Here is a 24,551-nt window from a genome sequence, read left to right as displayed (position 1 = left end):
ATGGATCAATATTTTGACATTATCATTCGAAGTGCATCCGTATATCTTTTTATGCTCATCGCTTTGCGAATTTTTGGTAAGAAGGAATTATCCCAACTCAATACCGCCGATGTTATCCTGATTTTATTGATAAGCAACTCAGTTCAAAATGCAATGGTAGGAAGCGATACCAGCCTTTGGGGTGGACTGGCAGCAGCAGCAGTACTTTTTGTCATCAACTTTACGCTAAAAAAACTGATGTATAAGTTTCCCAAATTCAGTGATTTTATGCAGGAAAAACCAGAAATATTAATCCACGATGGGAAAATGGATTTCAAAACATTGAGCAAATTAAACATCACAAACGATGAATTAAAAGAAGCAATAAGAGAACACGGGGTCGAACATTTCTCAGATGTAAAGTTGGCAATGCTCGAAATTGATGGCAATATCAGCATTATTTCTGGCGAGAAAAACATTAGACAAACGCATTACAAAAGACTCAAACGAAGTAAAAAAACAATGGGGTAAATTAACTTAACCATCTAAAACATCTAAGGTCATTTAAGTTTTATATATTATTATCTTACATGTCCTTAAATGTCTTAAATGATTTAAAACTTACAGTAATTCAACTACATTTTTAAACTCCTTAATCGCAACGAATTCAAGATTACCGAAACAGAGCTAAAACTCATTGCAGCCGCTGCAATCATTGGTGATAACAATAATCCAAAAACAGGATACAACATTCCCGAAGCCACTGAAATCCCCAAAATATTATAAATAAAAGCAAAAAACAAATTCTGTTTGATGTTTCGCATCACGGCGTGACTTAGGTTTTTGGCTTTGACAATGCCTTGCAAATCGCCTTTTACTAGAGTAATTTTGGCACTTTCAATTGCCACATCCGTTCCTGTTCCCATTGCAATTCCAATGTCGGCTTGCGCCAATGCTGGAGCATCGTTGATTCCGTCGCCTGCCATAGCTACAATTTTCCCTTCGGCTTGTAGGCGTTTAATTTCATTGAGTTTATCTTCGGGCAAACAATTGGCAATAAAACCTGTCAAATGCAATTCGTTGGCGACTGCTTTTGCCGTATTTTCGTTGTCACCCGTAATCATAATGACTTCAATTCCTTGACGCATCAATTCCTTGATGGCATCGGCACTCGTGGCTTTTATTTTATCGGAAATCGCCACAAAACCTACCGCAATTCCATCAACAGCAATATAGGAAACTGTTTTTCCAAGTTTTTGTTCGATTAGAATTTTACCTTCTAAATCATCGGAAATCTTTGAATTTACTTGCTCCATTAGTTTTTTATTTCCCAAAGCCACTTTCTTATTTTCTACAGTTCCAATTACACCTTTACCGGAAATAGCTTCGAAATCTTTGACATCAATTAAAGAAATATTTTTTGTTTTGGCATAATTCACCACGGCTTGCGCCAATGGATGTTCGCTGTATTGATTCAAGGAAGCGATATATTGTAATAATTCTTCTTCCACATTATTAGTAGAAAACACTTTTTCAACGGATGGTTTCCCTTCCGTAATGGTTCCCGTTTTATCGGTAATCAGGATATTTACTTTGTTCATATTTTCTAAGGCTTCGGCATTTTTGATTAAGACTCCCGATTGCGCGCCCTTGCCTACACCAACCATTACGGACATTGGTGTGGCTAATCCCAAAGCACACGGACAAGCAATTATCAAAACGGCAACCGCATTGATAAAACCGTAAACCATCGCAGGTTCAGGACCAAAATTTGCCCAAACAATAAATGTTACTACCGAAATAATCACTACAATGGGTACAAAATATTTAGCAATATTATCGACGAGTTTCTGGATAGGCGCTCTGGAACGACTGGCATCATTGACCATTTGTACAATTTGCGAAAGCACTGTTTCCGAACCTATTTTTTCGGCAGTCATAACAAACGATTTGTTTCCGTTGATGGTTCCTGCAATGACAGCATCATCAACCCTTTTATCAACAGGAATAGGTTCTCCCGAAATCATCGATTCGTCTATAGTGCTCTCACCATCGGTAATTTTTCCATCGACAGGGATTTTTTCTCCTGGTTTTACTCTCAACAAATCACCTTTCTTTATATCGTGAATAGCTATTATTTTATCCTTTCCATCAATGACAATTGTGGCTTCTGTTGGCGCAAGCTGTAATAATGCTTTAATGGCTCCACTAGTCTGGCTGTGTGCTTTGGCTTCCATTACTTGTCCCAATAATACTAATGTCAAAATCACCGCTGTGGCCTCAAAATAAAGTGACACACTACCGTGATTTTTGAATTCTTCTGGGAAATATTCTGGAAATAACAAACCTGTAATACTAAATAAAAAGGCTATTCCTGTTCCTATTCCTATAAGAGTAAACATATTTAGATTCCAAGTCAAAATGGATTTCCAAGCACGAATAAAAAACATCCATCCCGCATAAAATACAACCGGAAGTGTCAGGATAAATTGTACCCAATTCCATTTTTGAGTTTCCATTATTTGATGTAAGGGATTATTGTGCAGCATTTCTAGCATCGAAATGATGAAAACAGGAATGGTAAACACCAACGCTATTTTCATTTTTCGCAGTAAATCAAGGTAGGTTTTATTTTCCTCACTATCCAAAGGTTTCATTGGAACCAAATCCATTCCGCAAATTGGGCAAGAACCTTGTCCGTCTTGTACAATATCAGGATGCATCGGGCAAGTATAAGAAATCTTAGTGACATTTAAATCGGGAGCTTTGACCAAATCCATTCCGCAAACTGGGCAACCCACTTGCGAATCATAGACTTTTTCGCCTTCGCAAAACATCGGACAATAATATTTTCCGGAAGCGCTACTAGGCAAGGAAACAGAATCGTTATGTGATGTTGAACCGCAACAGGATTTAGCAACTAGTACTTCATCTGTTTTAGATATAGTTGCATTAGAAGTACTTTCTTTTATTACATACTTTCCAGCTGCATATAATTCTTTTTGCAATTTGAATATTGGAATATGTTTTTCAGTAATTATGGTAGCCGTTGGTGGATCTAAAATTACGCTTGCTTCTACTCCATCGATAGCATTCAAAGCTTTTTCTACTTTGGTACGGCAGCCGTTGCACGACATCCCAGATATTTCATATATATGTTTCATTTTGACTTTATTTAATACTACAAATATCGGAAGGAAATGTAGTTTTGATGTTATACAATTAGTTTTAAAATTTGTACAATTTACAATTTGATTATAGCTTTTCTGAAAACAGATTTCGCATTTTTAAATTGTGATGGTTTAAAATTTATGGCTATCGCAACAGGATGCGTTGCTCCAAAACCTTAGAAAAAAATGCTCCAAAATATTAGATATTGAAAGGGCTCGTTTCCGATTACAAACCTTTGCCAATTTTCGAAATTGCTTGTTTGTTTCGTGCTACTGTAAAACTAACCTCGCACTTTGAACTCATTAATGGAACTTTGATTGCAAGAGACAGCACCCAACATAAAGCTCAAAATAGACAATCTGCTAATACTGTTCATACCAACTGAATTTATCGTGAACGATTTGTGCCTTTTCATTATTTAAATACTCTAAAAAAGATTTAGAAACTGGAGAATGTTTCTTTCCCTTTAACCATATTAATCTCCAAGTTGTTATAATTGGAAGACCTTTGATTGAGATAATTTGCAATTCATTGTTATGCAATTCATTTTTAATTCCAATTAACGGCATAATAGAATATCCCAAACCGGCCAATAGTGACTGCTTAACTGCTTCATTAGAGGTTAACTCCATCTTCTTTAAGACAGATATATTATTAAGTTTAATAAAACTTTCCATTGTTTGTCTAGTCCCTGACCCTTTTTCTCTAAATATTAAAGGCAAATCTTTAAATATTTCTTTTATGTTAGTACCCTTTTTGAATTTTGTTTCGGTATTTCCTACCAAGTACAACTTATTTTGAAGTAAATCGAGTTTCTCAATATTTAATGTATTTGGTAAAATAGAAACAAGTGCAAAATCTACTTCATTATTTTCCAAACTCTTAACAACTTTATTTTTATTAGTCACATCCATCATTAATTCAATTCCAGAATGTTGTTGCATAAAATTAGTTAGAAAATAAGGCATTACATACTTTCCAGTGGACACTACAGAAATCTTTAAACGCCCTGTTAGTTGGCCTTTGTAAGCTAAGGTTTTATAGTTTATGGCGTATACTTGGTTGATTATGTTTTCAGCCGCCTCCGCAATTTCTAATCCAAAATCTGTAATGTAAATTTTACGTCCGACCACTTCAGTTAAAGGAATGTCAAATTGGTCTTGAAAATTTCGCAACTGAATAGAAACCGCTGGCTGAGTAAGGTGCAATTCTTCCGAAGCCTTAGTTACACTTTGTGTTTGTACGATTTTCAAAAATATCTGCAATTGATTCAATGTATAGTTCATTAATTATTTTTATGGATTACATTACAAATATAAATAAAAATTTATGAATTAGAATTCTCAATTTTGCAGCATAAAACATAAAGTAATTGTAACAACAACTTTTTGAATTAAGAAAAACTATCCATTCAAAAACCAAAAGTGCAAAATTTAAAATTGAAAAAGAATGAATTTAATTGTATTAAAAACCAGTTTTTGCTTGATATTAATGATTGCCTTTTTAATAATGGCTTTCATAACTAAAGATGTTGTTAATAGTCAACTATTCGCCATCTTAGTAATAATAATAGGAGCTTTGGCATCAAAACATTTATTACCTAAAAATCCAAAATAAAATGAATAAAACTGAAAAGCTTACACTTATTGAAGGTGACTTCTCCTTTGACGAGGCTAAAGAAATTCTAACAAGTATGTTTTCCTCCAAAATCAATTTTCATAATATACAAAATTGGAGTTCTCAAGAGCGGTTTGGAAAAGACGATGAAATTGCACAAAAAAGAATTCCTGCACTAAGAAACGAAATGAAAAAACTAGAGGAGATTTTATCGGAAGCCAAAGCTCAAAATAAAAAGCTAGTGGTTAGTTCAGAAATAAATATTTCACTTTTAGAAGACTAATGTTCAAAGGAAGAAATTTACTCATAGCTACTAAACACGAAAAGGAAAAAGTGATTGCGCCAATTTTAGAAAAAGAATTGGGTGTAAAATGTTTTCTTGCTTCTGAATTAGATACAGATGAACTAGGAACTTTTACAGGGGAAGTGGAAAGAAAAGATGATCCTATTACCACAGCACGGAAAAAATGCCTTATGGCAATGGAATTGGCTAATTGTGATTTGGCTATTGCTAGTGAAGGTTCTTTTGGATCACATCCTTCAATTTTTTTTGCTCGTGCGGATGATGAATTTTTACTCTTCGTTGACAAGAAAAATGATTTAGAAATTAGTGCAAGAGAGCTAAGTTTAGAAACCAATTTTAATGGTTCAGAAATTAAAACTGAAAAAGAACTACAAGAATTTGCTGCCAATTCAAATTTTCCTTCACACGGCTTGATTCTTAGAAAATCAAAAGATGATTTAGGAGACATTCTTAAAGGAATCACAAATGAAGAGCATCTAAAAAATACTTTTCATAACCTCATTACCAATTACGGAACAGCTTATATAGAAACAGATATGCGAGCTATGTACAATCCAACAAGGATGAAGGTGATTGAAAAAGCTGCCTTCAAATTAGTTGACAAAATAAAATCACTATGTCCAAAATGCAGAACACCGGGATTTGGAATTATTGATAGACGAGAAGGACTTCCCTGCCAGCAATGCCATTTTCCTACTCGCTCCACTTTAAGCCACATCTATTCTTGCCAAAAATGTAGTTATAAAAAAGAAGAAAAATACCCAAATGGAAAACAGACAGAGGACCCGATGTACTGTGATATTTGTAACCCATAAAAAACAATGATAACAACTGATATAAATAAAGCAAAAGAAATACTTCTGAAAAATGAGTTGATAGCAATTCCTACCGAAACAGTATATGGTCTAGCAGGAAATGCTTATAATGAAACAGCAATAAAAAAGATATTTGAACTAAAAAAAAGACCATTTTATAACCCTTTAATTATTCATCTTAAGTCAGCGTCTTGTATTAGCGATGTTGCTTTAGAAATTCCTGAAAGTGCGTTGATTCTTGCTACTACCTTTTGGCCAGGTCCATTAACATTAGTCCTAAAAAAACAACCCCATATTTCAGATTTAGTAACTGCAGGAAAAGAAACCGTTGCCATAAGAGTGCCTAATCATCCAGTAGCATTGGCTTTATTAGATCAACTTGATTTCCCTTTAGCAGCCCCAAGCGCAAACCCTTTTGGGTCCATAAGTCCAACAAATGCGGAACACGTTTACAATTATTTTGGTGAGGAACTGAATGTTATTTTAGACGGAGGGGAATGCGAAAAAGGTTTAGAATCTACTATTATTGGATTTGAAAATAACCAGCCCGTATTGTACAGACACGGATCAATTTGCTTGGAGGAAATAGAAAATATTGTGGGGAAATTAGGCATTACAACAAATAGTGATACATCACCAAACGCGCCAGGTATGCTCTCGCGACATTATGCTCCAAAGACTGATACTTACCTTACCAATAATATTTCTGAATTATTAAAATGTTTTGAAGGAAAAAAAATAGGCTTGCTGCTTTTTAAGAATACTGTTCAAAATAAAAGCATTATTCATCAAGAAATACTATCAAAATCTGGAAATTTTAATGAAGCCGCTAAAAATTTATACGCCGCAATGCATCGTTTAGACCAAAACAAACTAGATGTAATTATAGCAGAAAGATTGCCAGACGAAGGTTTGGGCAAAACCATTAATGACAAATTAGAAAGAGCAACAAAAAAAGAATAGATGAAAACAATTATACGGAATGCTTGGATTGTAAATGAAGGCAATAAGGTTATCGCAGATATTCTAATTGCAAATGAACGAATTGAAAAAATTGGTACCTCCATTAATGTAGAAGGAGTAGGTACGATTAAGGAAATTAATGCCGAAGGACTATATATATTGCCCGGAGTTATTGATGATCAAGTACACTTTCGTGAACCAGGTTTAACACATAAAGGAAACATTTACTCCGAATCAAGAGCAGCAGTAGCAGGTGGAATAACCTCTTTTATGGAAATGCCAAACACAATACCCAACACCTTAACGCAAGAGTTGTTGGAGGAAAAATATGTTATGGCATCAAAAACATCAGTGGCCAACTATTCCTTTTTTATGGGAATCAATCAAAACAATTTAGAAGAAGCGTTAAAAACAAATAATGAAACTGTATGTGGAATAACTGATGATGGATTATATTTTAATAATGACGAGGGCATTTTGGCCAATTATCCCCAATTTTTAGAAAAACTTTTCTCTCGAACAGATTCTTTGGTTGCCTTGCATAGCGAAGATGATGTTATTATTAAAAATACCACAACCCAGTATCTCAAAAAATATGGAGAAAACATACCTTTTGAATTTCATCCAAAAATAAGAAGCGAAGAAGCTTGTCTAACCGCCACAAAACGTGTTTTGGAAATTGCTAGAAAGCATAATAATCGGTTGCATTTATTTCATATTTCTACACTTGCAGAAGCCAATCTATTCGACAATAATCTTGCTATTCGAGAAAAAAGAATTACAGCTGAAGCCTGTGTGCATCACCTTTGGTTTTCAGATAAAGATTATGAAAGGTTGGGAGCAAAAATAAAATGGAATCCAGCAATTAAAACAGAGAAAGACAAAAACGGATTATTAGCAGCTCTTTTAGATAATAGACTTGATATTATTGCTACAGACCATGCTCCCCATACTATCGAAGAAAAAAGCGGTACTTATTTCAAATCCTTGTCTGGTGGACCTTTGGTGCAACATGCTCTACCTGCAATGCTTGAATTAGTTCATCAAGGTAAAATCAGTATTGAAAAAATAGTTGAAAAAATGAGTCATAATGTTGCTGAAATATACAGGATTAAAGAGCGTGGCTACATTCGCGAAGGGTATTTTGCTGATTTAGTACTAGTAGATTTGAATAATTCTTGGCAAGTTACACCAAAAAATATTCTTTACAAGTGTGAATGGTCTCCATTTGAAAATCAATGCTTCAAAAGCAAAATTGTAAAAACATTTGTAAATGGAAATTTAGTGTATGATAATGGAATCATAAATGATAATAAACTTGGTAAAAGATTAAAATTTTCAAAATTTCGATAAAAAAATAGTCAGAAAGTTATTTTTTTTGTGAATCCGAAAAGACTCAATGTCTTGTTTTAGGAATGCAATACATAAATATAATTTATGTATTGCATTAGAAAGATAAATAAAAATAAATGGATTAAAATATTAAAATTTGCAGTATTAATTATAATTATAAAAATGAAAAGAAAATTATTACCCATTATTGCGATAGCTATAGCTAGCCTGTTAGTAGTGTCTTGTTACACTGGAACTAAAAAATTAAGAGATAAATCAAAAGCTAAAAATGTAGTTCATATCAATAGGCATGTAATGACAAAAGCTGAACAGGCTTCATTACTTCCTGAAGATGTTTTACAAGAGTTCAAAAATGGAAACCAACGATTCAATAGTGGTAATGTTACTCAACGAGATCATTCAGAAGAAATCAGAAAGGCTGTCACTGGTGGTCAATTTCCCAAAGCAATAGTTTTAAGTTGTGTAGACAGTAGAGTGCCAGTAGAAGATGTATTTGACCAAGGTCTTGGTGATGTTTTTGTTGGAAGAGTAGCAGGAAATTTTGTCAATACAGACCTCTTGGGAAGTATGGAATTTGCTTGTAAAGTTTCAGGTGCTAAGTTAATTATAGTAATGGGGCATCAACACTGCGGAGCCATTAAGGGGGCAATTGACGATGTTCATTTAGGGAATATTACTGCAATGTTGAAGAGTATTAAACCTGCAATTGAAATGAGTCAAAGCTTTGCAGGTGATAAATCTTCAAAGAATGAGGAATATATTAAAACAGTTAATAAAAATAATATTCGAAATGCCGTCTCGCAAATTAGAGTCAAGAGTGACATCTTAAAAGATATGGAAGATAAAGGCGAGATAAAAATAGTAGGTGCGTATTACTCACTACTAACAGGCAAATTAGAGTTTGTAGAATAATCGTCTAAATTTAAACAATTAAAAAATAAAAAATAATTATGAACTTTAATTTACTAATAGAAAACTTAACAAACCCAGCATTACTCTTTTTTGTACTTGGCATTTTGGCTGTTTATTTAAAAAGTGATTTGGAAATACCAGAGAATTCATCAAAATTTATTTCATTATACCTTTTATTTGCTATAGGTTTCAAAGGTGGACAGGAATTATCTCATGAGGAAATTACAATGGAAATCGGATGGTCAATGCTATTTGGAATTTTTATTTCCTTAATGATACCGCTCTACACATTCTTTATTCTTAAAAGAAAATTAAACGTATTTGATGCTGGAGCTATAGCAGCAGCTTATGGCTCGGTAAGTGCAGTAACATTTGTAACGGCAGTTTCTTATCTCGAATCTCAGCAACTATTACTCCACGGACATATGGTGGCAATTATGGCTTTGATGGAATCGCCTGCAATAATAATTGGATTGATTTTAATTTCAATATTTAACAAGGACGAAACCCAAATAATTAAAAAACGAAGTGTAATAAAACATTCCTTTACAAATGGAAGTGTCCTACTTATTCTTGGGAGTTTGATTATTGGTTATGTAGCAAATGCTAAGCAGGCAGAAGGAATAAAACCATTTACAAACGATCTTTTTAAAGGATTTCTAGCCATCTTTCTTTTAGACATGGGTATTACAAGTGGCAGAAAACTAAAAGCATTTTTCTCATTCGGTTGGTTTCCTATTATTTTTGCTATTTTAATTCCATTGATTAATGGTTGTATCATTGCGATGTTAAGTTCCTTTGTGACACAAGACATAACCAATCGATTTATATTTGCGGTTTTAGCCGCAAGTGCCTCTTACATTGCAGTTCCAGCGGCTATGAAAATTTCAGTTCCTAAGGCAAATCCTGGTCTTTTCTTACCAATGGCTCTTGCAGTAACCTTCCCTGTAAATATAACAATTGGTATGCCTATCTATTTTCTAATTGTGCAAAATACTTGATTAAAAATTATAGCTAACACACAGGTTCAAGCACATTTGCAATTACTTACGAATTTTTCTTGATTTTTGTGTTCGTGAACTTCGTTTCGCACAATGCAAAACACAGGACAAAATTGCAAAAGCTTTCACCTTTCCAGACAGAAAATTATTTATTAAAATTTTATTCTCTTCAAAATTTTTAAAACTGCCTCTCAAAACCGAAAAAAATGACCAATTTACAACTCGACAAATGACAGCGAATATCACATTAAACAAAGACTTTTATCAATCGACATACTGAACGCCAGCGGCTAACAGCCTAGCGGTTGCGAAACTCCTCTAAAAAAGTAAATTTTAAATACAATGAAACATTCAACCTCTTTTAAAGCAATTTAAAGGAGGTTTGGTATTAGGGTTTGGTATTTAAAAAAAAATGACAGCAAAAAAAGGTTTTTATTGGGTTGTAAAAAATGTTTTAAAAAAAGTCTGAATCTTTCCTTGTTTTGGGGATAGAAATTGGGTCAAAATACATGGTTTTCACATCACTGTGCACAGGTATTTTGCAGAGATTGTATATAAGTACTGCCATAATTACAAGTTTGTTGGCTGGCTTTTTGTCTCGTGCGTTTTAGTCGCTACATATTGGTAAAATTAACTAAAGTCCTAATAACTAGTGCTACCTTTTTGCTTTGCAGCTTAAACATTTTCTTGGTATAATTAGTGATTTTTGGCGATTTTAGCTGCGTTTTTTGTGTATTCCATAATCAATTAGGTTTTAGGAGACACAATTACATTATGGCTTTAGCTTTTTAAAAATTTACAAAGTCCAGTTTCTTAAAACTTTCTTTTATATTTATTTGCTATTTTCCAGTTCTTTACTTTTACGACTAGTGTCGCAAAAATCATACAAAAAATCGCGAAGATGTTTGTTGAATTTAATAGGCTCTTCTAAATTGGACACATGTCCAGCATTGCTAATAACATGAAGCACTGAGCTATTAATGTTTTTATTCATAAATTTAGATTCGTCCAATGGAGTAACAGCATCTTCTCTACCACAAATAATCAGTGTGGGAATCGTAATGTTTTCTAAAATAGAACACGATTCTGCACGTACAGCAAGTGCTATCAGTCCTTGTGTAATGATGTGTTGGGAATTTGAAAAAACAACCTTACGCAATTGTTCTACCAATTCGGGTTTGTTAGTAATAGAACTTTCATGAAAAACATTTTTTATAAATCCTTCGTTAAAATTACTAACGCCAAACTCTTTAATGTCGCTTATAGTTTTATATCTTTTAATCTTAACTTCATAAGAATCGGCTATACATTGAGTATCGCATAAAATCAATGCTTCAAAACGACTTGGAAATCGTTTCATAGCATTAAGGGCGATAAAACCACCCATAGACAAACCACAAAGAATTATTTTTTCGAGACCAAGTTTGTCCATAAATAATATTAAATCATTGGTAAACAAATCCATGCTAAGATACGACTCTTCGTCAATAGATTTTCCAAAACCTCTAATATCACAGGCAATTACTCGATGTGTAGATTTTAAAAATTCCAATTGCTCTTGCCACATTGTTTTATCAAAAGGAAAACCGTGCAAAAACACAATTGGAATAAGTCCCTCTCCAAGATCGTCATACGATAAATCAATACTGTTTACGTTTACCGATAAATTATACCCTTTTTTTGCAATTACCATGGTTTTGTTTTTTTAATATTCTCCTAAAATAGACACCGTAGAACTTATTACAAAGTTATTTTGGAGTTGCTTTAAAAAATTATACAATTTGACTATAGAGTTATAAAATTCACTGATTTGGATATAAAAAAAGAAATCAATAGTTTATTTTTAGGTTTCTTCACCAGTTCGTCCTTTGAACTCGATTATATAGCTAAAACTTTGTATAAATTATATACCATTCAAAAGAGGAAAACGGTTGTGCTACATTTGATATATTTGTAAAACAAATATCAATTTTCATTTCTCAAATCATGAATAAATACTTTATATTTTTCTTGTTCGTATTCATTTCAATAGTATTCTGCACAACTTCTCATAAAACTAATTTTCTTAATGATGAACAAATTAACCCAATAGCGGAGGAATGGGAAATTGCTTCTTGGAAAAATTTTAGCAAATCGGCAATCACACATACTTGGGACGACAATACAGCCAAACAATTGACCACTGCACTACCTATTTCGATGAGTTTGAGTTGAAAACAACATTTTTTGTGACTAATCTTTGGAACCCAAATTGGACAGGTTTCAAAACAGCTTCGCTAAACGGACATGAAATTGCCTCACACACCTTAACTCATCCTTCATTTGCAACACTTACAGGTACTGAAATCTTAGCCTAATTAAGCGGTTCTCAAAATAACATCAATAAAAAAATAGGAAACAAAAATTGCCTGACGATGGCTTATCCATTTTGCGTTTCTGAAAATTATAATCTAACCGAAAAAGTTTATATCGCTGCCCGAATTTGTAACGGTAAAATTGTACCAAAAGTTCCTAGCAATTTTATGAAAATTAGTTCTTTTGTTTGTGGCACAGAAACCAGTAATAAAACAACAACCCATTTTAATGCAATTGCTGACCAAGCTGTTAGCGAAAACGGATGGGCAATATATTTATTTCATGGGATTGACAATGATGGCGGCTATTCACCAATAGAATCTACTGAATTGCGAAATCATTTACAGTATTTAAAAACTAATAAAGAGAGTTTTTGGATAGAAACTTTTGTAAATGTTGTCAAATATATCAAAGAAAGACAAGCAGCAACAATCCAACAGACAAGATCAAACAAAAACGTAATAGCAGCTAAATTAATCGATAATCTGGACAATTCAATATACAATTATTCCATTACCTTGAAAAAGGAAATTCCAATGTCTTGGAATAAAATAATAGTAAAACAGAACAACTCCCCTATAGATTTTAAAATAATCACCGAATCATCAAAGAAATATACTATTATTAATGCTATTCCTGACGCGGGCGAAATACAAATAATTAAAACTAAAAAATAAATCAGTTTGTTATTCCGCAGAATTCTATACAGATGAAATTGATTTTAAAAAAATCTATCCCAAGAAGATACTCAAAATATAATATATAATAGCGGCCAACAAAGCCGATACTGGAATGGTAAGCACCCAAGCCCATAAAAGACTCACAGTGACTCCCCAACGAACTGCCGAAACACGTTTGGTTAAACCAACTCCAATAATAGAACCTGTAATAGTGTGAGTTGTACTAACGGGTACTTTGAAATGTTCTGTAAAATATAAGGTCAAAGCCCCAGCAGTTTCGGCTGCTACTCCTTCAAATGAGGTTACTTTTGTAATTTTGGTACCCATCGTTTTTACAATTTTCCAACCTCCGCTGAGTGTTCCAGCTGCAATTACGGTATAACACGCCAATGGAATCCATTCGGGCATAGCTCCTTTTATCCCTTTATCATCATCTGGAAGTATTACTTGCAACCAATCTGGAAGCTCCATAATATCAACACCGCTAGTTTTAATATATACCGCAACTGCTGCTGCAATAATTCCCATTACTTTTTGGGAATCATTTCCACCGTGACCCAAACTAAATGCTGCAGAAGATAATAATTGCATTTTTTTCAAAACCGCATCGGCTTTATGCAAATTCAAACTGCTAAATGTCAAGGCAAATATAGAAATGGAAAGGATTATAAAAGCAACTAAAAACCATTTGATATTATGCGATTCAAACACAACACTCCATAAATGAGAATCAAAACGGGGATTTTCAATTTTTTCATAAGGAACCATTTGGCTATACACAAACGATACAATCAATATCATTAATGCAATAGTAAATAGTTTAGGAAGGATACTTTTTTTCGAAGCATTTAATAACCAAATGGAAATAAAATAAGATACAATAGCTCCCAACAAGGGTGCAAGTACTATAAAAGCTATAATAATAAATACTCCCGAAGGTACTCCTCCATCTTTTCCTTCTTTGTACCAACTCACGATATTGTACCAATGATGAACTGTTCCGTCGATAGTGTAATCTGAAAAACCGTGACTAGCAATAGCGTGAGCTAGAGCAGCTCCAGCAAACCCACCTATTAAAGTGTGAGACGAACTCGAAGGAATTCCTTGCCACCAAGTAATTAAATTCCATATAATTGCGGCCACAACTCCAGCAAGAATAACAACTAAATTAATTTCGCTGGCATTGGCGGTTTTGGCAACGGTATTAGCAACACCCAAACCAAAAACCCAATAGGCTAAAAAGTTGAAAAATGCTGCCCAAAGTACCGCCTGAAAAGGAGAAAGAACTTTAGTAGCAACAACGGTGGCAATAGCATTGGCAGCATCGTGAAAACCATTGATGTAATCAAAAATCAAGGCTAATACGATAATAACTATAAGTAAAGTAAACATAATATTTAGGAATAGGTTGAAAAATTAAAAAATTGAAAAGTAAAGATTACAATAGAAATCTTTCTGTATTTCAATGGCTTAATCTATAATTTGTTACGAATGTTTTACAGAAATCGATTCTAAAACACTAGCAACGACTTTACATTTATCGGTCGCTGTTTCTAAAACGGACAATACCTCTTTGTATTTAATAATATTTTTGACATCAGTCTCATTTTCAAAAAGATCCGCAACCGCTTTGTCATAAACACTGTCTGACTTGGCTTCTAATTTGTTAATTCTAGAACAAGCATCCGTAATTTTTTTCATTTTTTTCAAATCCCTCAATTCTTTTACAGCGCTATCAATATTTTGACAAGCTTCAAGATTAATTTCGGTCAATTTTCGAATAGATTTTGTGATTTTAGCTACTTGATACAATCGCATTCTACTCGAAGCCCCGTGAAGATTATCAGCTACTCTATCAATTGAAGTAATTAAAGAGTGAATATCTTCTCTATCAAATGGTGTGATGAAATTTCTACTCAGTTCAAGATTGGTCAAACGAGTAATGTCCTCACCTTTTTGCTCTAATTCATCGATTTTCAAAAAAAGTTCGTCTCTCTCCTTTAATGGAAGATTTACGGCTTCGTGTAAAATTGAAGCTAATTGCACTAGATTTGATGAAGCTTCCTCAAAAAGGGGAAAGAATTTTTTATCTTTTGGAACAAAAAACTGAAAAATACTATTTATTGACATTTTAATAATGTTTAATTAATTTAGAAAGCAAAAATACTCCTTTATTTTATGTTAATGTTAAGTAATTGTTAACAATTGGAATCTATTCAAAAAACTCAACGTTTTGTCCATATCATAGTGCAATATTCGGTCTTCTTTCACGAAAGGCACTTCTATACGATAGGATTTTAAAAACTGCTCTATAAAATCACTAGACTCCAAAGGCCTTCTAAATTCAATGGCTTGCGAAGCATTCATCAATTCAATAGCGAGAATTCGCTCTACATTTTCCATCACACGCAAAGCTTTAGTCGCTGCATTTGCTCCCATACTTACATGATCTTCCTGACCATTGCTAGATACAATACTATCGACACTTGCTGGTGTTGCCAATTGCTTGTTTTGACTGGCGATACTCGCTGCAGTGTATTGCGGAATCATTAAACCCGAATTCAAGCCCGGATTGTCAACTAAAAAAGCGGGAAGATTGCGCTGTCCAGAAATCAATTGAAATGTTCTTCTTTCTGAAATGCTTCCCAATTCAGCCAAAGCAATAGCGATAAAATCTAAAGCTAAAGCCAAAGGTTGCCCATGAAAATTACCTCCCGAGATAATTTCGTCAGTATCTATAAATATATTAGGATTATCAGTAACCGAATTGATTTCGGTTTTGAAAACATTTTTTACATAATCAATAACATCCTTCGAGGCTCCGTGAACTTGTGGAATACACCGAAAAGAATACGGATCCTGAACATGCTTTTTTACTTGGCTACTAATTTTACTTCCTTTCAAAAATTGAGTGACGCGATTTGCCGTCAGAATTTGCCCTTTATGCGGTCGTATCGAATGAATTAATTCGTGAAAAGGCTCTATTCTTCCATCAAATCCCTCCAAGGAAATGGTTCCAATCAAATCAGCAAAATACGAAAATTTGCAAGCTTTCATCAAAATATGTACACCATAAGCACTCATAAATTGAGTTCCGTTCAATAAAGCCAAACCTTCTTTGGATTGCAATACAATAGGCTTCCATCCAAAATGCTTTAAAACTTCACTCGAATGCACTTTTTTGCCTTCAAAAAACACTTCACCTTCACCCAATAACGGCAAAGACAAATGAGCCAAAGGAGCCAGATCGCCCGAAGCGCCAAGCGATCCCTGAGTATAAACAATAGGCAGAATATCATTGTTATAAAAATCGACCAATCGCTCCACCGTTTGCAACTGAATTCCAGAATGTCCATAACTCAACGATTGTATTTTGAGCAACAACATCAATTTTACAATTGCAGTAGGAACTTCATCGCCTGTGCCACAAGAATGCGATTTAACTAGGTTTTCTTGAAGTTTCGAAAGGTTATCATTAGATATTTTCACATTACAAAGCGAGCCAAAACCAGTATTTATACCATAAATAGGTTTCAAATGCGAAGCCATTTTAGCATCAAGATACGCTCGACATTTTTGGATATTGACTTTGGCTTCATCGGATAATGCCAACGATTTATGGTGCGAAATAATTTCTTGTAGCGTTTCCAAGGAAAGAACTTCAGTACTTATATAATGTGTATTATCCATTTAAATAGTATCTTTTGTGAGATCAAAATTCCACAAACCAATATTAAAAAACAAGATTTTGACGGTAATTTTTTTTATATTCTTTCCACAAGCCTTTGTTTATTAAAATATTCGCAAAAACAGAATAAAAGGTTTTGTTATTTTATAAAAAACTGTACTTTTGAAAAATCAAAATGAAAAATAGCAAAAAATCATATCATTCTTCGATAACAACTCAAACTAGAGTTGCAATTGCTGTTACTTTCACCACTACAACAACCACTACCCTTTAGGGGTACCTCTTTTACATATAATCCAGTTTACATGCTTTTTTCTAAATGAAGAGAGTTCATAGGTGTATAAAAAATAGTTGCATTCAAAAATAAAAACAACACAATGAGAATATTAAAATTTGGCGGAACTTCTGTTGCCAATTCACAAAACATAAAATTAGTTTTAGATATAGTTATCAAAAAAACGGTCCAAGAAAATGTAATTGTTGTGGTTTCTGCTTTTACCCAAGTGACCGATTTATTAGTTCTTGCCTCTCAAAAAGCAGCTTCAAACGACGAAAGTTACAAAGAAATTGTAGTCGAAATCGAGAAAAAACATCTCGACGCTATCAAAGAATTAATTCCAGTTAGCGAACAAAGTGGGCTTCTAAGCCACATTAAAAGAATCATCAATCATCTTGAAACTCTATTGGACGGTTGTTTTTTACTTGGCGAATTATCCCCGAGAACTTCCGATACCATTCTAAGTTTTGGCGAATTATTATCTTCTTATATCATCGCCGAAGCCTTCAAACAAAATCATAAAAATTCAGGTTATAAAGACAGTCGCGAACTCATAAAAACCAATAATAACTTTGGAAAAGCCGCTGTAAACTTTGACATTACTAATGAATTAATCGCAGAATATTTTGCATCGAATGATACTCAAATCGTTGTAATGCCAGGTTTTATTGCTTCGACCGAAGAAGGAATTGGAACAACTTTAGGTCGTGGTGGTTCCGATTATACAGCTGCAATCTTGGCTGGTGCTTTGAATGCGTCCGAATTGGAAATCTGGACTGACGTCAACGGAATGTTTACTGCCAATCCAAAAATTGTAAAACAAGCCCAACCTATCGCTACTATTTCCTATCAAGAAGCGATGGAATTGTCGCATTTTGGTGCCAAAGTATTGTATCCACCAACTATCCAACCGGTTTTCAAAAAAAACATTCCAATTTGGATTAAAAATACTTTTGAACCGGAAGCCAAAGGAACTTTTATTTCAAACCAAGACAATTCGCATACCAATCCTGTAAAAGGAATTAGCCATATCGATAAAATTACACTCATCACTCTGGAAGGTTCTGGAATGATTGGTGTTGCCGGAGTTTCTAAACGATTGTTCGAAGTCTTATCGCACGAAAACATCAATATTATTTTCATTACTCAAGCCTCATCGGAACATTCGATTTGTATAGGTATTCTAAATGTTGATGCCGAGAAAGCCGAAAATGCTATTAATAAAGCTTTCGCCAATGAAATCACCCAAAACAAAATCGATCCTTGCATCGTCGAAAAAGACCTTTGTATTATTGCTCTGGTTGGTGAAAACATGAAAAATCATCAAGGTTTGAGCGGTCGAATGTTCAGTACTTTGGGTAAAAATAATGTCAATATTCGAGCCATCGCTCAAGGAGCTTCCGAAAGAAATATTTCGGCAGTTATCAACGAAAGAGATGTTAAAAAAGCATTGAATACGCTTCACGAAAACTTCTTCGAGGAAAACACCAAACAATTGAACTTGTTCGTGATGGGCGTTGGAAATGTAGGTGAAAAATTCATCGAGCAAATCCACCTACAAAAGAAATTCCTAAAAGAAAATCTAAAAATAAACCTGAGAGTAGTTGCCGTTTCCAATTCAAGAAAAATGTATTTTGACGAAGATGGAATTCCTTTGAAAGAATGGCAATCGCTATTAGAAAATGGAGAAACTGCCGATAAAGAAGCTTTTATTGCTAAAGTAAAAGCACTTAATTTACGCAACAGTATTTTTGTGGACATTACTGCCAATCAAAGTGTTTCTGAAACTTACGAACAGTATTTAAAACAAAACGTTGCCGTAGTAACTTGTAACAAAATTGCCTGTTCATCGGCTTATGATAATTACAAAAAACTAAAAAATCTTTCGCGTCAATTCAATGCGCCTTTCTTGTTCGAAACCAATGTGGGCGCAGGATTACCTATTATTGACACCTTGAAACACCTAATCGCTTCGGGAGATAAAGTGAACAAAATTCAAGCGGTTTTATCCGGAAGTTTGAACTTTATTTTCAACAATTTCGACGAAAATAATTCGTTCCACGATGTGGTAAAAGAAGCCGGAGTGCAAGGATTTACTGAACCAGATCCGAAAATCGACTTGAGCGGCGTAGATGTTGCTAGAAAAATTTTGATTCTAATTCGCGAAAGTGGCTACCAATTCGATATTGAAGATATTGCCAACAGATCGTTTTTACCAGCCGAATGTTTGGCGACTACCAACAACGAAGATTTTTTCAAATCTTTACTAAAAAATGCGACTCATTTCGAGAATTTACTGGCAGAAGCAAAAGCAAAAGATTGTCGTTTGAAATATGTAGCCACTTTCGAAAACGGAAAAGCTAGCGTTGGTTTGGAATTCATCCCGAAAGAAAGTCCATTCTATAATTTAGAAGGAAAAGATAATATTGTACAATTTTACACCGACCGATACATTGACCAACCTTTATTGATAAAAGGCGCTGGTGCTGGTGCTGCGGTGACCGCTTCAGGAATTTTTGCCGATGTAATACGTATTGGAAATATATAATGGATGCGATGTAACGCCAATAAATAAAATATTTTGCCTGCCGTACAGACGCGATTAATCGCGTCTCTACCAAAAAAAATAAAATTATGAATGAAATAAAAATATTTTGCCCCGCCACCATTGCCAATCTTTCCTGTGGATTTGATGTTCTTGGATTGTGTTTGGCCACTGCAGGTGACGAAATGATTATTCGAAAATCCGATCTAAAAGGCGTTCGCATCACTAAAATCGTGGGTGCTAATTTGCCATTAGAAACCGAAAATAATGTGGCTGGCGTAGCAGCTTTGGCAATGCTAGAAGAAGTGGAAACCGAATTTGGATTCGAAATCGAAATCTATAAAAACATCAAAGCCGGAAGCGGAATCGGAAGCAGTGCAGCTAGTTCGGCCGGAGCTGTTTTTGGAATCAACGAATTATTAGGTCGTCCTTTTACCAGAAAAGAATTAGTGAAATTTGCAATGCAAGGCGAAAAATTAGCCAGCGGAAATGCCCACGCCGATAATGTTGCTCCTTGCCTATTGGGCGGTTTTACTTTGGTAAGGTGTTCCAATCCTTTGGATATTATCAAGATTGACAGCCCGTCAGAATTGTATGCGACTGTGGTTCATCCTCAAATCGAGTTGAAAACTTCGGATGCGCGTTCCGTATTAAAACAAACCGTTTCTCTAAAAAGTGCCATTACCCAATGGGGAAATGTGGGTGGATTAGTAGCTGGATTGTACACGAATGATTATGAATTAATTGGTCGTTCTTTGCACGATGAAATCATCGAACCGGTTCGCAGTATGCTGATTCCCGGTTTCGATTTAATCAAAAAAACGGCATACGAAAACGGAGCTTTAGGATCAGGAATTTCAGGTTCAGGTCCTTCTATTTTTGCTTTAAGCAAAGGAAAAGAAACTGCCGAAAAAATCGCCCAAGCAATGAGTAAAGTGTATGACGAAATCAATTTGCCTTATGAAATTCACGTTTCTAAAGTGAATCCAGACGGAGTGAGTATTTTATAAAAGTTCCAAATAATTTCCCTTAAGTAAGATTAAAAATAAATTATATTTAAAAAATTACCAAAATTTGGTAACTTTACAAAAAAATATAAAAATATGGGACGCAATACATCAGTTTCTTTAGGGGATTACTTCGAGAATTTTGTTGACGGTAGAATTTCTGAAGGGAGATTTAAAAATGCCAGCGAAGTGATTCGCGCGGGTTTGAGAATGTTAGAAGAAGAAGAAAACAAAATAATGGCTCTCAAAAAAGCCATTAACGACGGAATTGAAAGCGGAATTGCCGAAAATTTTAATCCCAAACAACATTTGGAATCTTTAAAAACTAAAAAAAGAGATGCCTAAATTTCATCTTACTAACAAGGCTGTTGAAGATTTGTCTAAAATTTGGGAATATACTTTCGAAGTTTGGTCAGAAGATCAAGCCGACAAATATTATTATGAATTATTATCTGATTGTCAAAAATTAGCAGAAAATCAATTTTTAGGCAGAAGTTACACAGAAATAAACAACGAAATTCAAGGATTCAAATCAGGACAACACATCATTTTTTACAGTATTGTAAATGAGGATAAAATAGAAATCATTCGGTTTTTACATTCCAGAATGGATTTAAAAAACAAAATACAAGAATAAAAACACAAATTATTTAAGATTTCAGATTAACGATTTTTGACCCGAGCTTTAGCGAACTGGCGAAGCATTTCAGATGGAACTCAAGTTGCTAAAAAATCAAAAATCGTTAATCGCTAATCTTCAATCTAAAATCAAATGAAATACTACAGTTTAAACCACAATGCCCCAAAAGTTTCTTTTGAAGAAGCCGTAATACAAGGACTAGCAACCGATAAAGGATTGTATTTTCCGGAATCTATCACACCTTTATCTTCCGAATTTTTCGAAAATATCGAAAATTTAAGTAACGAGGAAATGGCGTACGAAGCCATTCAACAATTTGTAGGCGACGAAATTCCTACCGAAACCTTAAAACAAATCATAGCTGAAACCTTGTGTTTCGATTTCCCGACCGTGAAAGTGGAAGAAGGAATTTATGCATTAGAATTATATCACGGACCAACAATGGCCTTCAAGGACGTGGGAGCACGTTTTATGTCCCGTTGTTTAGCTTATTTCAACAAAGACAAAAAAGACAATAAAAACACCGTATTGGTGGCTACTTCAGGCGATACTGGAGGAGCTGTTGCAAGCGGTTTTCTTGGCGTTCAAGGTGTAGAAGTAATCATTTTATATCCTTCGGGGAAAGTGAGTGACATTCAGGAAAGACAATTGACCACTTTGGGACAAAACATCAAAGCATTGGAAGTAGATGGTGTTTTCGATGATTGCCAAGATATGGTCAAAAAAGCTTTTTTGGACGAAAGTTTGGCACACCACAACCTAACTTCGGCTAATTCGATCAATATTGCTCGTTGGTTACCACAAATGTTTTACTTTTTCTTTGCCTTCAAGCAATTAAAATCACAAAACAAACCATTAGTATTTTCTTGCCCAAGTGGGAATTTTGGAAATATTTGTGCCGGAATTATGGCAAAAAAATTAGGATTGCCTATCGAGCATTTCGTAGCATCGACCAATGTGAACGATACCGTTCCAAGATTTTTAGTTCAAGGAAATTACGATCCAAAACCTTCTAAAGCTACGATTTCGAATGCGATGGACGTGGGGAATCCAAGTAATTTTATCCGAATTCAGGAAATGTATAACAACGATTTGGAACTATTCAAAAAAGATTTCTCTTCTTTTTCATATACCGATGAAGATACTACAGCGGCAATGCAAACCATCTACAAAACCGATGGTTACATCGCAGAACCTCACGGAGCTGTGGGGTATTTAGGTTTGAAAAATGAATTACAAAATCATCCAACTGCGATTGGAATATTCTTGGAAACCGCTCATCCTATCAAATTTTTGGATGTGGTTGAACCTGCTTTAAACATAAAACTTCCAATTCCAACCCAAATTGAAAGCGTCTTGAATAAAGAAAAAGTAAGCGTAAAAATTAAAACGTACGAAGAATTGAAAGCGTTTTTGGGATAAAAACACGATTTTTTCAAACACGAATTGCACTAATTTCCACTAATTATTATGTGGAAATTAGTGCAATTTGTTTTGTATAATAAAATATTATCCACGGATAACACTGATTCAACGGATTGAGCACGGATTTTTATTTGTAATAAATCAACTTAAATGACCTTAAATACCTTATATGGTGAAAAATTGGCCACAGATTGAACTGACTTAACGGATTAAGCACAGATTTTTCTTTGTAATAATCCAACTTAAATGAACTTATATTTTTATAATTACACAACTCAAACAATCCAATTAATACAAACTTATATGACTTATATGGTTAAAAAAATATTTTATACATCTAACCGTAAATTCACACAAAACATTATATTTGATAAAAATATTCCTATGAAAAGATATAGTTTATTGTTATTAATTGTGATGCTATCCTCCTTCACAACCCCAAAAGCAACAATTACACTTTCAGGTAAAATTACAAATGTCGAAAACGGAACAATCTGGATCAAAGGAGAATCTTTTGAAAAAGAAATCAACTTAAAACCCGATGGAACCTTTTTAGAAAAATTACCTATTGATTACGAGGGAATTTATTCGATTGAAACTTCTAAAAATAGAATGCCCATCTATTTTTCTAAAGATTCTAAAATGAGTCTATCTGCTGATGATTCAAACTTTAATTCTACCCTAAAACACACTGGTAAAGGAAGTATAGAAAATCAATATATTGCCAAGAAAACCATTATTACTACGCAAATTTCAAATGAAGAATTGTATAAATTGAATGAAATTGACTTCTTGAAAAAAGTAAAGGAAATCAAAAATTCTATTTCAGTCTTATACAATAAAACTAAATTTTCAGATAGCTATTTCAAAGAAAAAGAGGTTGAAAACATTCATTATTTTGAACAAATAAAATTGATACATTATATAAATACGCACGGCTATTATGCAGGTCTAAATGGGTTTGTAGTTTCTGGAAATTTCCCTAAAATTGATAACAAAATGGATTTGGATAATGAATCTGATTTTTTGTTTTCATTTGAATATCAAGATATTGTAATGAGAAAATTTTTCGAGAATATTAAAGGCGATGAAGGAAGTTTTTTTGTTTCAGCAAAGAATGCCATCCCTGAAATAAAAGCACTAAAAAGTAAAAGTATAAAGAATCGATTAATTCTAAATAGCGTCAATGATATTAACATTGATAATGCAAACTACAAAAACACCTACAACGAGTTAATTTCCATTACAAATGATCCAAAAACTAAGGAAGTCCTAACTACCAATTACTATAATACTTTAGCATTAGAACCAGGCAAACCGTCCCCTACTTTCAATTATGAAAATCAAAAAGGAGAAACAACATCTTTAGAAAGTCTGAAAGGAAAATACGTTTATATTGATGTTTGGGCTACTTGGTGTGGCCCTTGTCGTGAGGAAATACCATCACTCGAAAAAGTGGAAGAACAATTTCAAAGTAAAAATATTGTTTTTGTAAGCATTTCAATTGATAATAGTAAAGACCGTGAAAAATGGAGCAAACTTATAAACGATAAAAATATGAGTGGGATTCAGTTATTGGCAGACAACGAATGGGATTCAAAATTTATAAGAGAATATAACATTGGGGGAATTCCGAAATTTATCCTAATTGATTCAAATGGTAATATTGTGAATGCCAATGCACCAAGACCATCAGACCCAAAACTTGTTGAATTATTGAGCAGTTTGCAATTATAACTCTCTGAGTCGAACATCAAATTGCCAATTCCAACCCAAATTCAAAGCGTTTTGAATAAATAAAAAGTAAGCTTAAAAATCA

At 33.9% G+C, this 24,551-nt stretch carries 24 protein-coding genes; 18 read left to right on the top strand and 6 right to left on the bottom strand.

Annotation, left to right across the window (positions count from 1 at the left end; genetic code table 11):
- Positions 1–510, top strand: a complete 510-nt coding sequence (locus FNW17_RS06120; RefSeq protein ID WP_143389829.1) for a DUF421 domain-containing protein — start codon at positions 1–3, stop codon at positions 508–510.
- Positions 511–614: 104 nt separating this feature from the next.
- Here FNW17_RS06120 and FNW17_RS06115 read toward each other — a convergent pair whose 3' ends face one another.
- Positions 615–3,143, bottom strand: coding sequence for a heavy metal translocating P-type ATPase (locus FNW17_RS06115; RefSeq protein ID WP_144071140.1), 2,529 nt, complete (start codon positions 3,141–3,143; stop codon positions 615–617).
- 212 nt (positions 3,144–3,355) lie between these two features.
- On the opposite strand from FNW17_RS06115, the gene FNW17_RS06110 reads away from it, so the two are divergent.
- Positions 3,356–3,535 carry a hypothetical protein gene (locus FNW17_RS06110; protein WP_143389831.1) on the top strand — a complete coding sequence of 60 codons (180 nt, stop codon included), beginning with the start codon at positions 3,356–3,358 and terminating at the stop codon, positions 3,533–3,535.
- Here FNW17_RS06110 and FNW17_RS06105 read toward each other — a convergent pair.
- On the bottom strand, positions 3,513–4,436 hold the full coding sequence (locus FNW17_RS06105; protein ID WP_143389832.1) for a LysR family transcriptional regulator: 924 nt from the start codon (positions 4,434–4,436) through the stop codon (positions 3,513–3,515). The two genes, FNW17_RS06110 and FNW17_RS06105, sit on opposite strands and share 23 nt — an antisense overlap.
- 163 nt (positions 4,437–4,599) lie before the next feature.
- Between FNW17_RS06105 and FNW17_RS16280 the strand changes: the two genes are divergently transcribed.
- The 7 genes from FNW17_RS16280 (at position 4,600) to FNW17_RS06075 (ending at position 10,115) form a co-directional block, all read left to right on the top strand.
- Positions 4,600–4,767 carry a hypothetical protein gene (locus FNW17_RS16280; RefSeq protein WP_185964778.1) on the top strand — a complete coding sequence of 56 codons (168 nt, stop codon included), beginning with the start codon at positions 4,600–4,602 and terminating at the stop codon, positions 4,765–4,767.
- A 1-nt stretch (position 4,768) separates the two neighbouring features.
- On the top strand, positions 4,769–5,050 hold the full coding sequence (locus FNW17_RS06100) for a hypothetical protein (RefSeq protein ID WP_143389833.1): 282 nt from the start codon (positions 4,769–4,771) through the stop codon (positions 5,048–5,050).
- Positions 5,050–5,886, top strand: coding sequence for a DUF6671 family protein (locus tag FNW17_RS06095; RefSeq protein ID WP_143389834.1), 837 nt, complete (start codon positions 5,050–5,052; stop codon positions 5,884–5,886). The genes FNW17_RS06100 and FNW17_RS06095 overlap by 1 nt, the downstream gene beginning before the upstream one ends.
- Before the next feature lie 6 nt (positions 5,887–5,892).
- Entirely contained in the window at positions 5,893–6,849 is a 957-nt protein-coding gene (locus tag FNW17_RS06090; RefSeq protein ID WP_144071139.1) for an L-threonylcarbamoyladenylate synthase, read from the top strand.
- Positions 6,850–8,202: a dihydroorotase gene (locus FNW17_RS06085; RefSeq protein WP_144071138.1), complete on the top strand. Its 1,353-nt coding sequence runs from the start codon at positions 6,850–6,852 to the stop codon at positions 8,200–8,202.
- Between the two features lie 84 nt (positions 8,203–8,286).
- Positions 8,287–9,114, top strand: coding sequence for a carbonic anhydrase family protein (locus tag FNW17_RS06080; protein ID WP_235893250.1), 828 nt, complete (start codon positions 8,287–8,289; stop codon positions 9,112–9,114).
- Positions 9,115–9,152: 38 nt separating this feature from the next.
- Complete coding sequence (locus FNW17_RS06075) at positions 9,153–10,115, top strand: sodium-dependent bicarbonate transport family permease (protein WP_143389836.1); 963 nt, start codon at positions 9,153–9,155, stop codon at positions 10,113–10,115.
- An 832-nt stretch (positions 10,116–10,947) separates the two neighbouring features.
- Here FNW17_RS06075 and FNW17_RS06070 read toward each other — a convergent pair.
- Positions 10,948–11,808, bottom strand: a complete 861-nt coding sequence (locus FNW17_RS06070) for an alpha/beta fold hydrolase (protein ID WP_143389837.1) — start codon at positions 11,806–11,808, stop codon at positions 10,948–10,950.
- 293 nt (positions 11,809–12,101) lie between these two features.
- Here FNW17_RS06070 and FNW17_RS06065 point away from each other — a divergent pair, with 293 nt between their 5' ends.
- From FNW17_RS06065 to FNW17_RS06055, 3 genes are read left to right on the top strand one after another with little or no spacing between them, the layout of a single operon-like run.
- The gene (locus tag FNW17_RS06065; RefSeq protein WP_143389838.1) at positions 12,102–12,329 is read left to right on the top strand and encodes a hypothetical protein; all 228 of its coding nucleotides are present in this window, start codon (positions 12,102–12,104) and stop codon (positions 12,327–12,329) included.
- Positions 12,266–12,472, top strand: coding sequence for a polysaccharide deacetylase family protein (locus tag FNW17_RS06060; protein WP_185964779.1), 207 nt, complete (start codon positions 12,266–12,268; stop codon positions 12,470–12,472). Before FNW17_RS06065 ends, FNW17_RS06060 begins: the two co-directional genes overlap by 64 nt.
- A 57-nt stretch (positions 12,473–12,529) precedes the next feature.
- Positions 12,530–13,147 carry a polysaccharide deacetylase family protein gene (locus tag FNW17_RS06055; RefSeq protein ID WP_144071137.1) on the top strand — a complete coding sequence of 206 codons (618 nt, stop codon included), beginning with the start codon at positions 12,530–12,532 and terminating at the stop codon, positions 13,145–13,147.
- 54 nt (positions 13,148–13,201) lie between these two features.
- Here the strand turns inward: FNW17_RS06055 and FNW17_RS06050 are convergent, their stop codons facing one another.
- From FNW17_RS06050 to hutH, 3 genes are all read right to left on the bottom strand, one after another.
- Complete coding sequence (locus FNW17_RS06050) at positions 13,202–14,542, bottom strand: inorganic phosphate transporter (RefSeq protein ID WP_143389841.1); 1,341 nt, start codon at positions 14,540–14,542, stop codon at positions 13,202–13,204.
- Positions 14,543–14,635: 93 nt separating this feature from the next.
- Positions 14,636–15,280 (bottom strand): DUF47 domain-containing protein, encoded by a 645-nt coding sequence (locus FNW17_RS06045; RefSeq protein ID WP_143389842.1) that lies wholly within the window; start codon positions 15,278–15,280, stop codon positions 14,636–14,638.
- Positions 15,281–15,337: 57 nt separating this feature from the next.
- Complete coding sequence (gene hutH, locus FNW17_RS06040; RefSeq protein WP_143389843.1) at positions 15,338–16,840, bottom strand: histidine ammonia-lyase; 1,503 nt, start codon at positions 16,838–16,840, stop codon at positions 15,338–15,340.
- Between the two features lie 375 nt (positions 16,841–17,215).
- On the opposite strand from hutH, the gene thrA reads away from it, so the two are divergent.
- From thrA to FNW17_RS06010, 6 genes are all read left to right on the top strand, one after another.
- On the top strand, positions 17,216–19,663 hold the full coding sequence (gene thrA, locus FNW17_RS06035) for a bifunctional aspartate kinase/homoserine dehydrogenase I (RefSeq protein WP_143389844.1): 2,448 nt from the start codon (positions 17,216–17,218) through the stop codon (positions 19,661–19,663).
- A gap of 86 nt (positions 19,664–19,749) precedes the next feature.
- A complete protein-coding gene (locus tag FNW17_RS06030; RefSeq protein ID WP_144071136.1) occupies positions 19,750–20,670 on the top strand; it encodes a homoserine kinase in 921 nt (306 codons plus the stop codon).
- Between the two features lie 93 nt (positions 20,671–20,763).
- A complete protein-coding gene (locus FNW17_RS06025; RefSeq protein ID WP_126563077.1) occupies positions 20,764–21,012 on the top strand; it encodes a type II toxin-antitoxin system ParD family antitoxin in 249 nt (82 codons plus the stop codon).
- Positions 21,005–21,304 (top strand): type II toxin-antitoxin system RelE/ParE family toxin, encoded by a 300-nt coding sequence (locus FNW17_RS06020; RefSeq protein ID WP_126563076.1) that lies wholly within the window; start codon positions 21,005–21,007, stop codon positions 21,302–21,304. Before FNW17_RS06025 ends, FNW17_RS06020 begins: the two co-directional genes overlap by 8 nt.
- Positions 21,305–21,439: 135 nt before the next feature.
- Positions 21,440–22,729, top strand: a complete 1,290-nt coding sequence (thrC, locus tag FNW17_RS06015) for a threonine synthase (RefSeq protein WP_143389845.1) — start codon at positions 21,440–21,442, stop codon at positions 22,727–22,729.
- A 387-nt stretch (positions 22,730–23,116) separates the two neighbouring features.
- A complete protein-coding gene (locus tag FNW17_RS06010) occupies positions 23,117–24,469 on the top strand; it encodes a TlpA family protein disulfide reductase (RefSeq protein WP_185965269.1) in 1,353 nt (450 codons plus the stop codon).
- Positions 24,470–24,551 lie beyond the last annotated feature (82 nt).

It is taken from the genome of Flavobacterium franklandianum, assembly GCF_007097365.1.
Lineage (GTDB): Bacteria > Bacteroidota > Bacteroidia > Flavobacteriales > Flavobacteriaceae > Flavobacterium > Flavobacterium franklandianum.
This window is presented reverse-complemented; position numbering and strand designations above follow the sequence as displayed.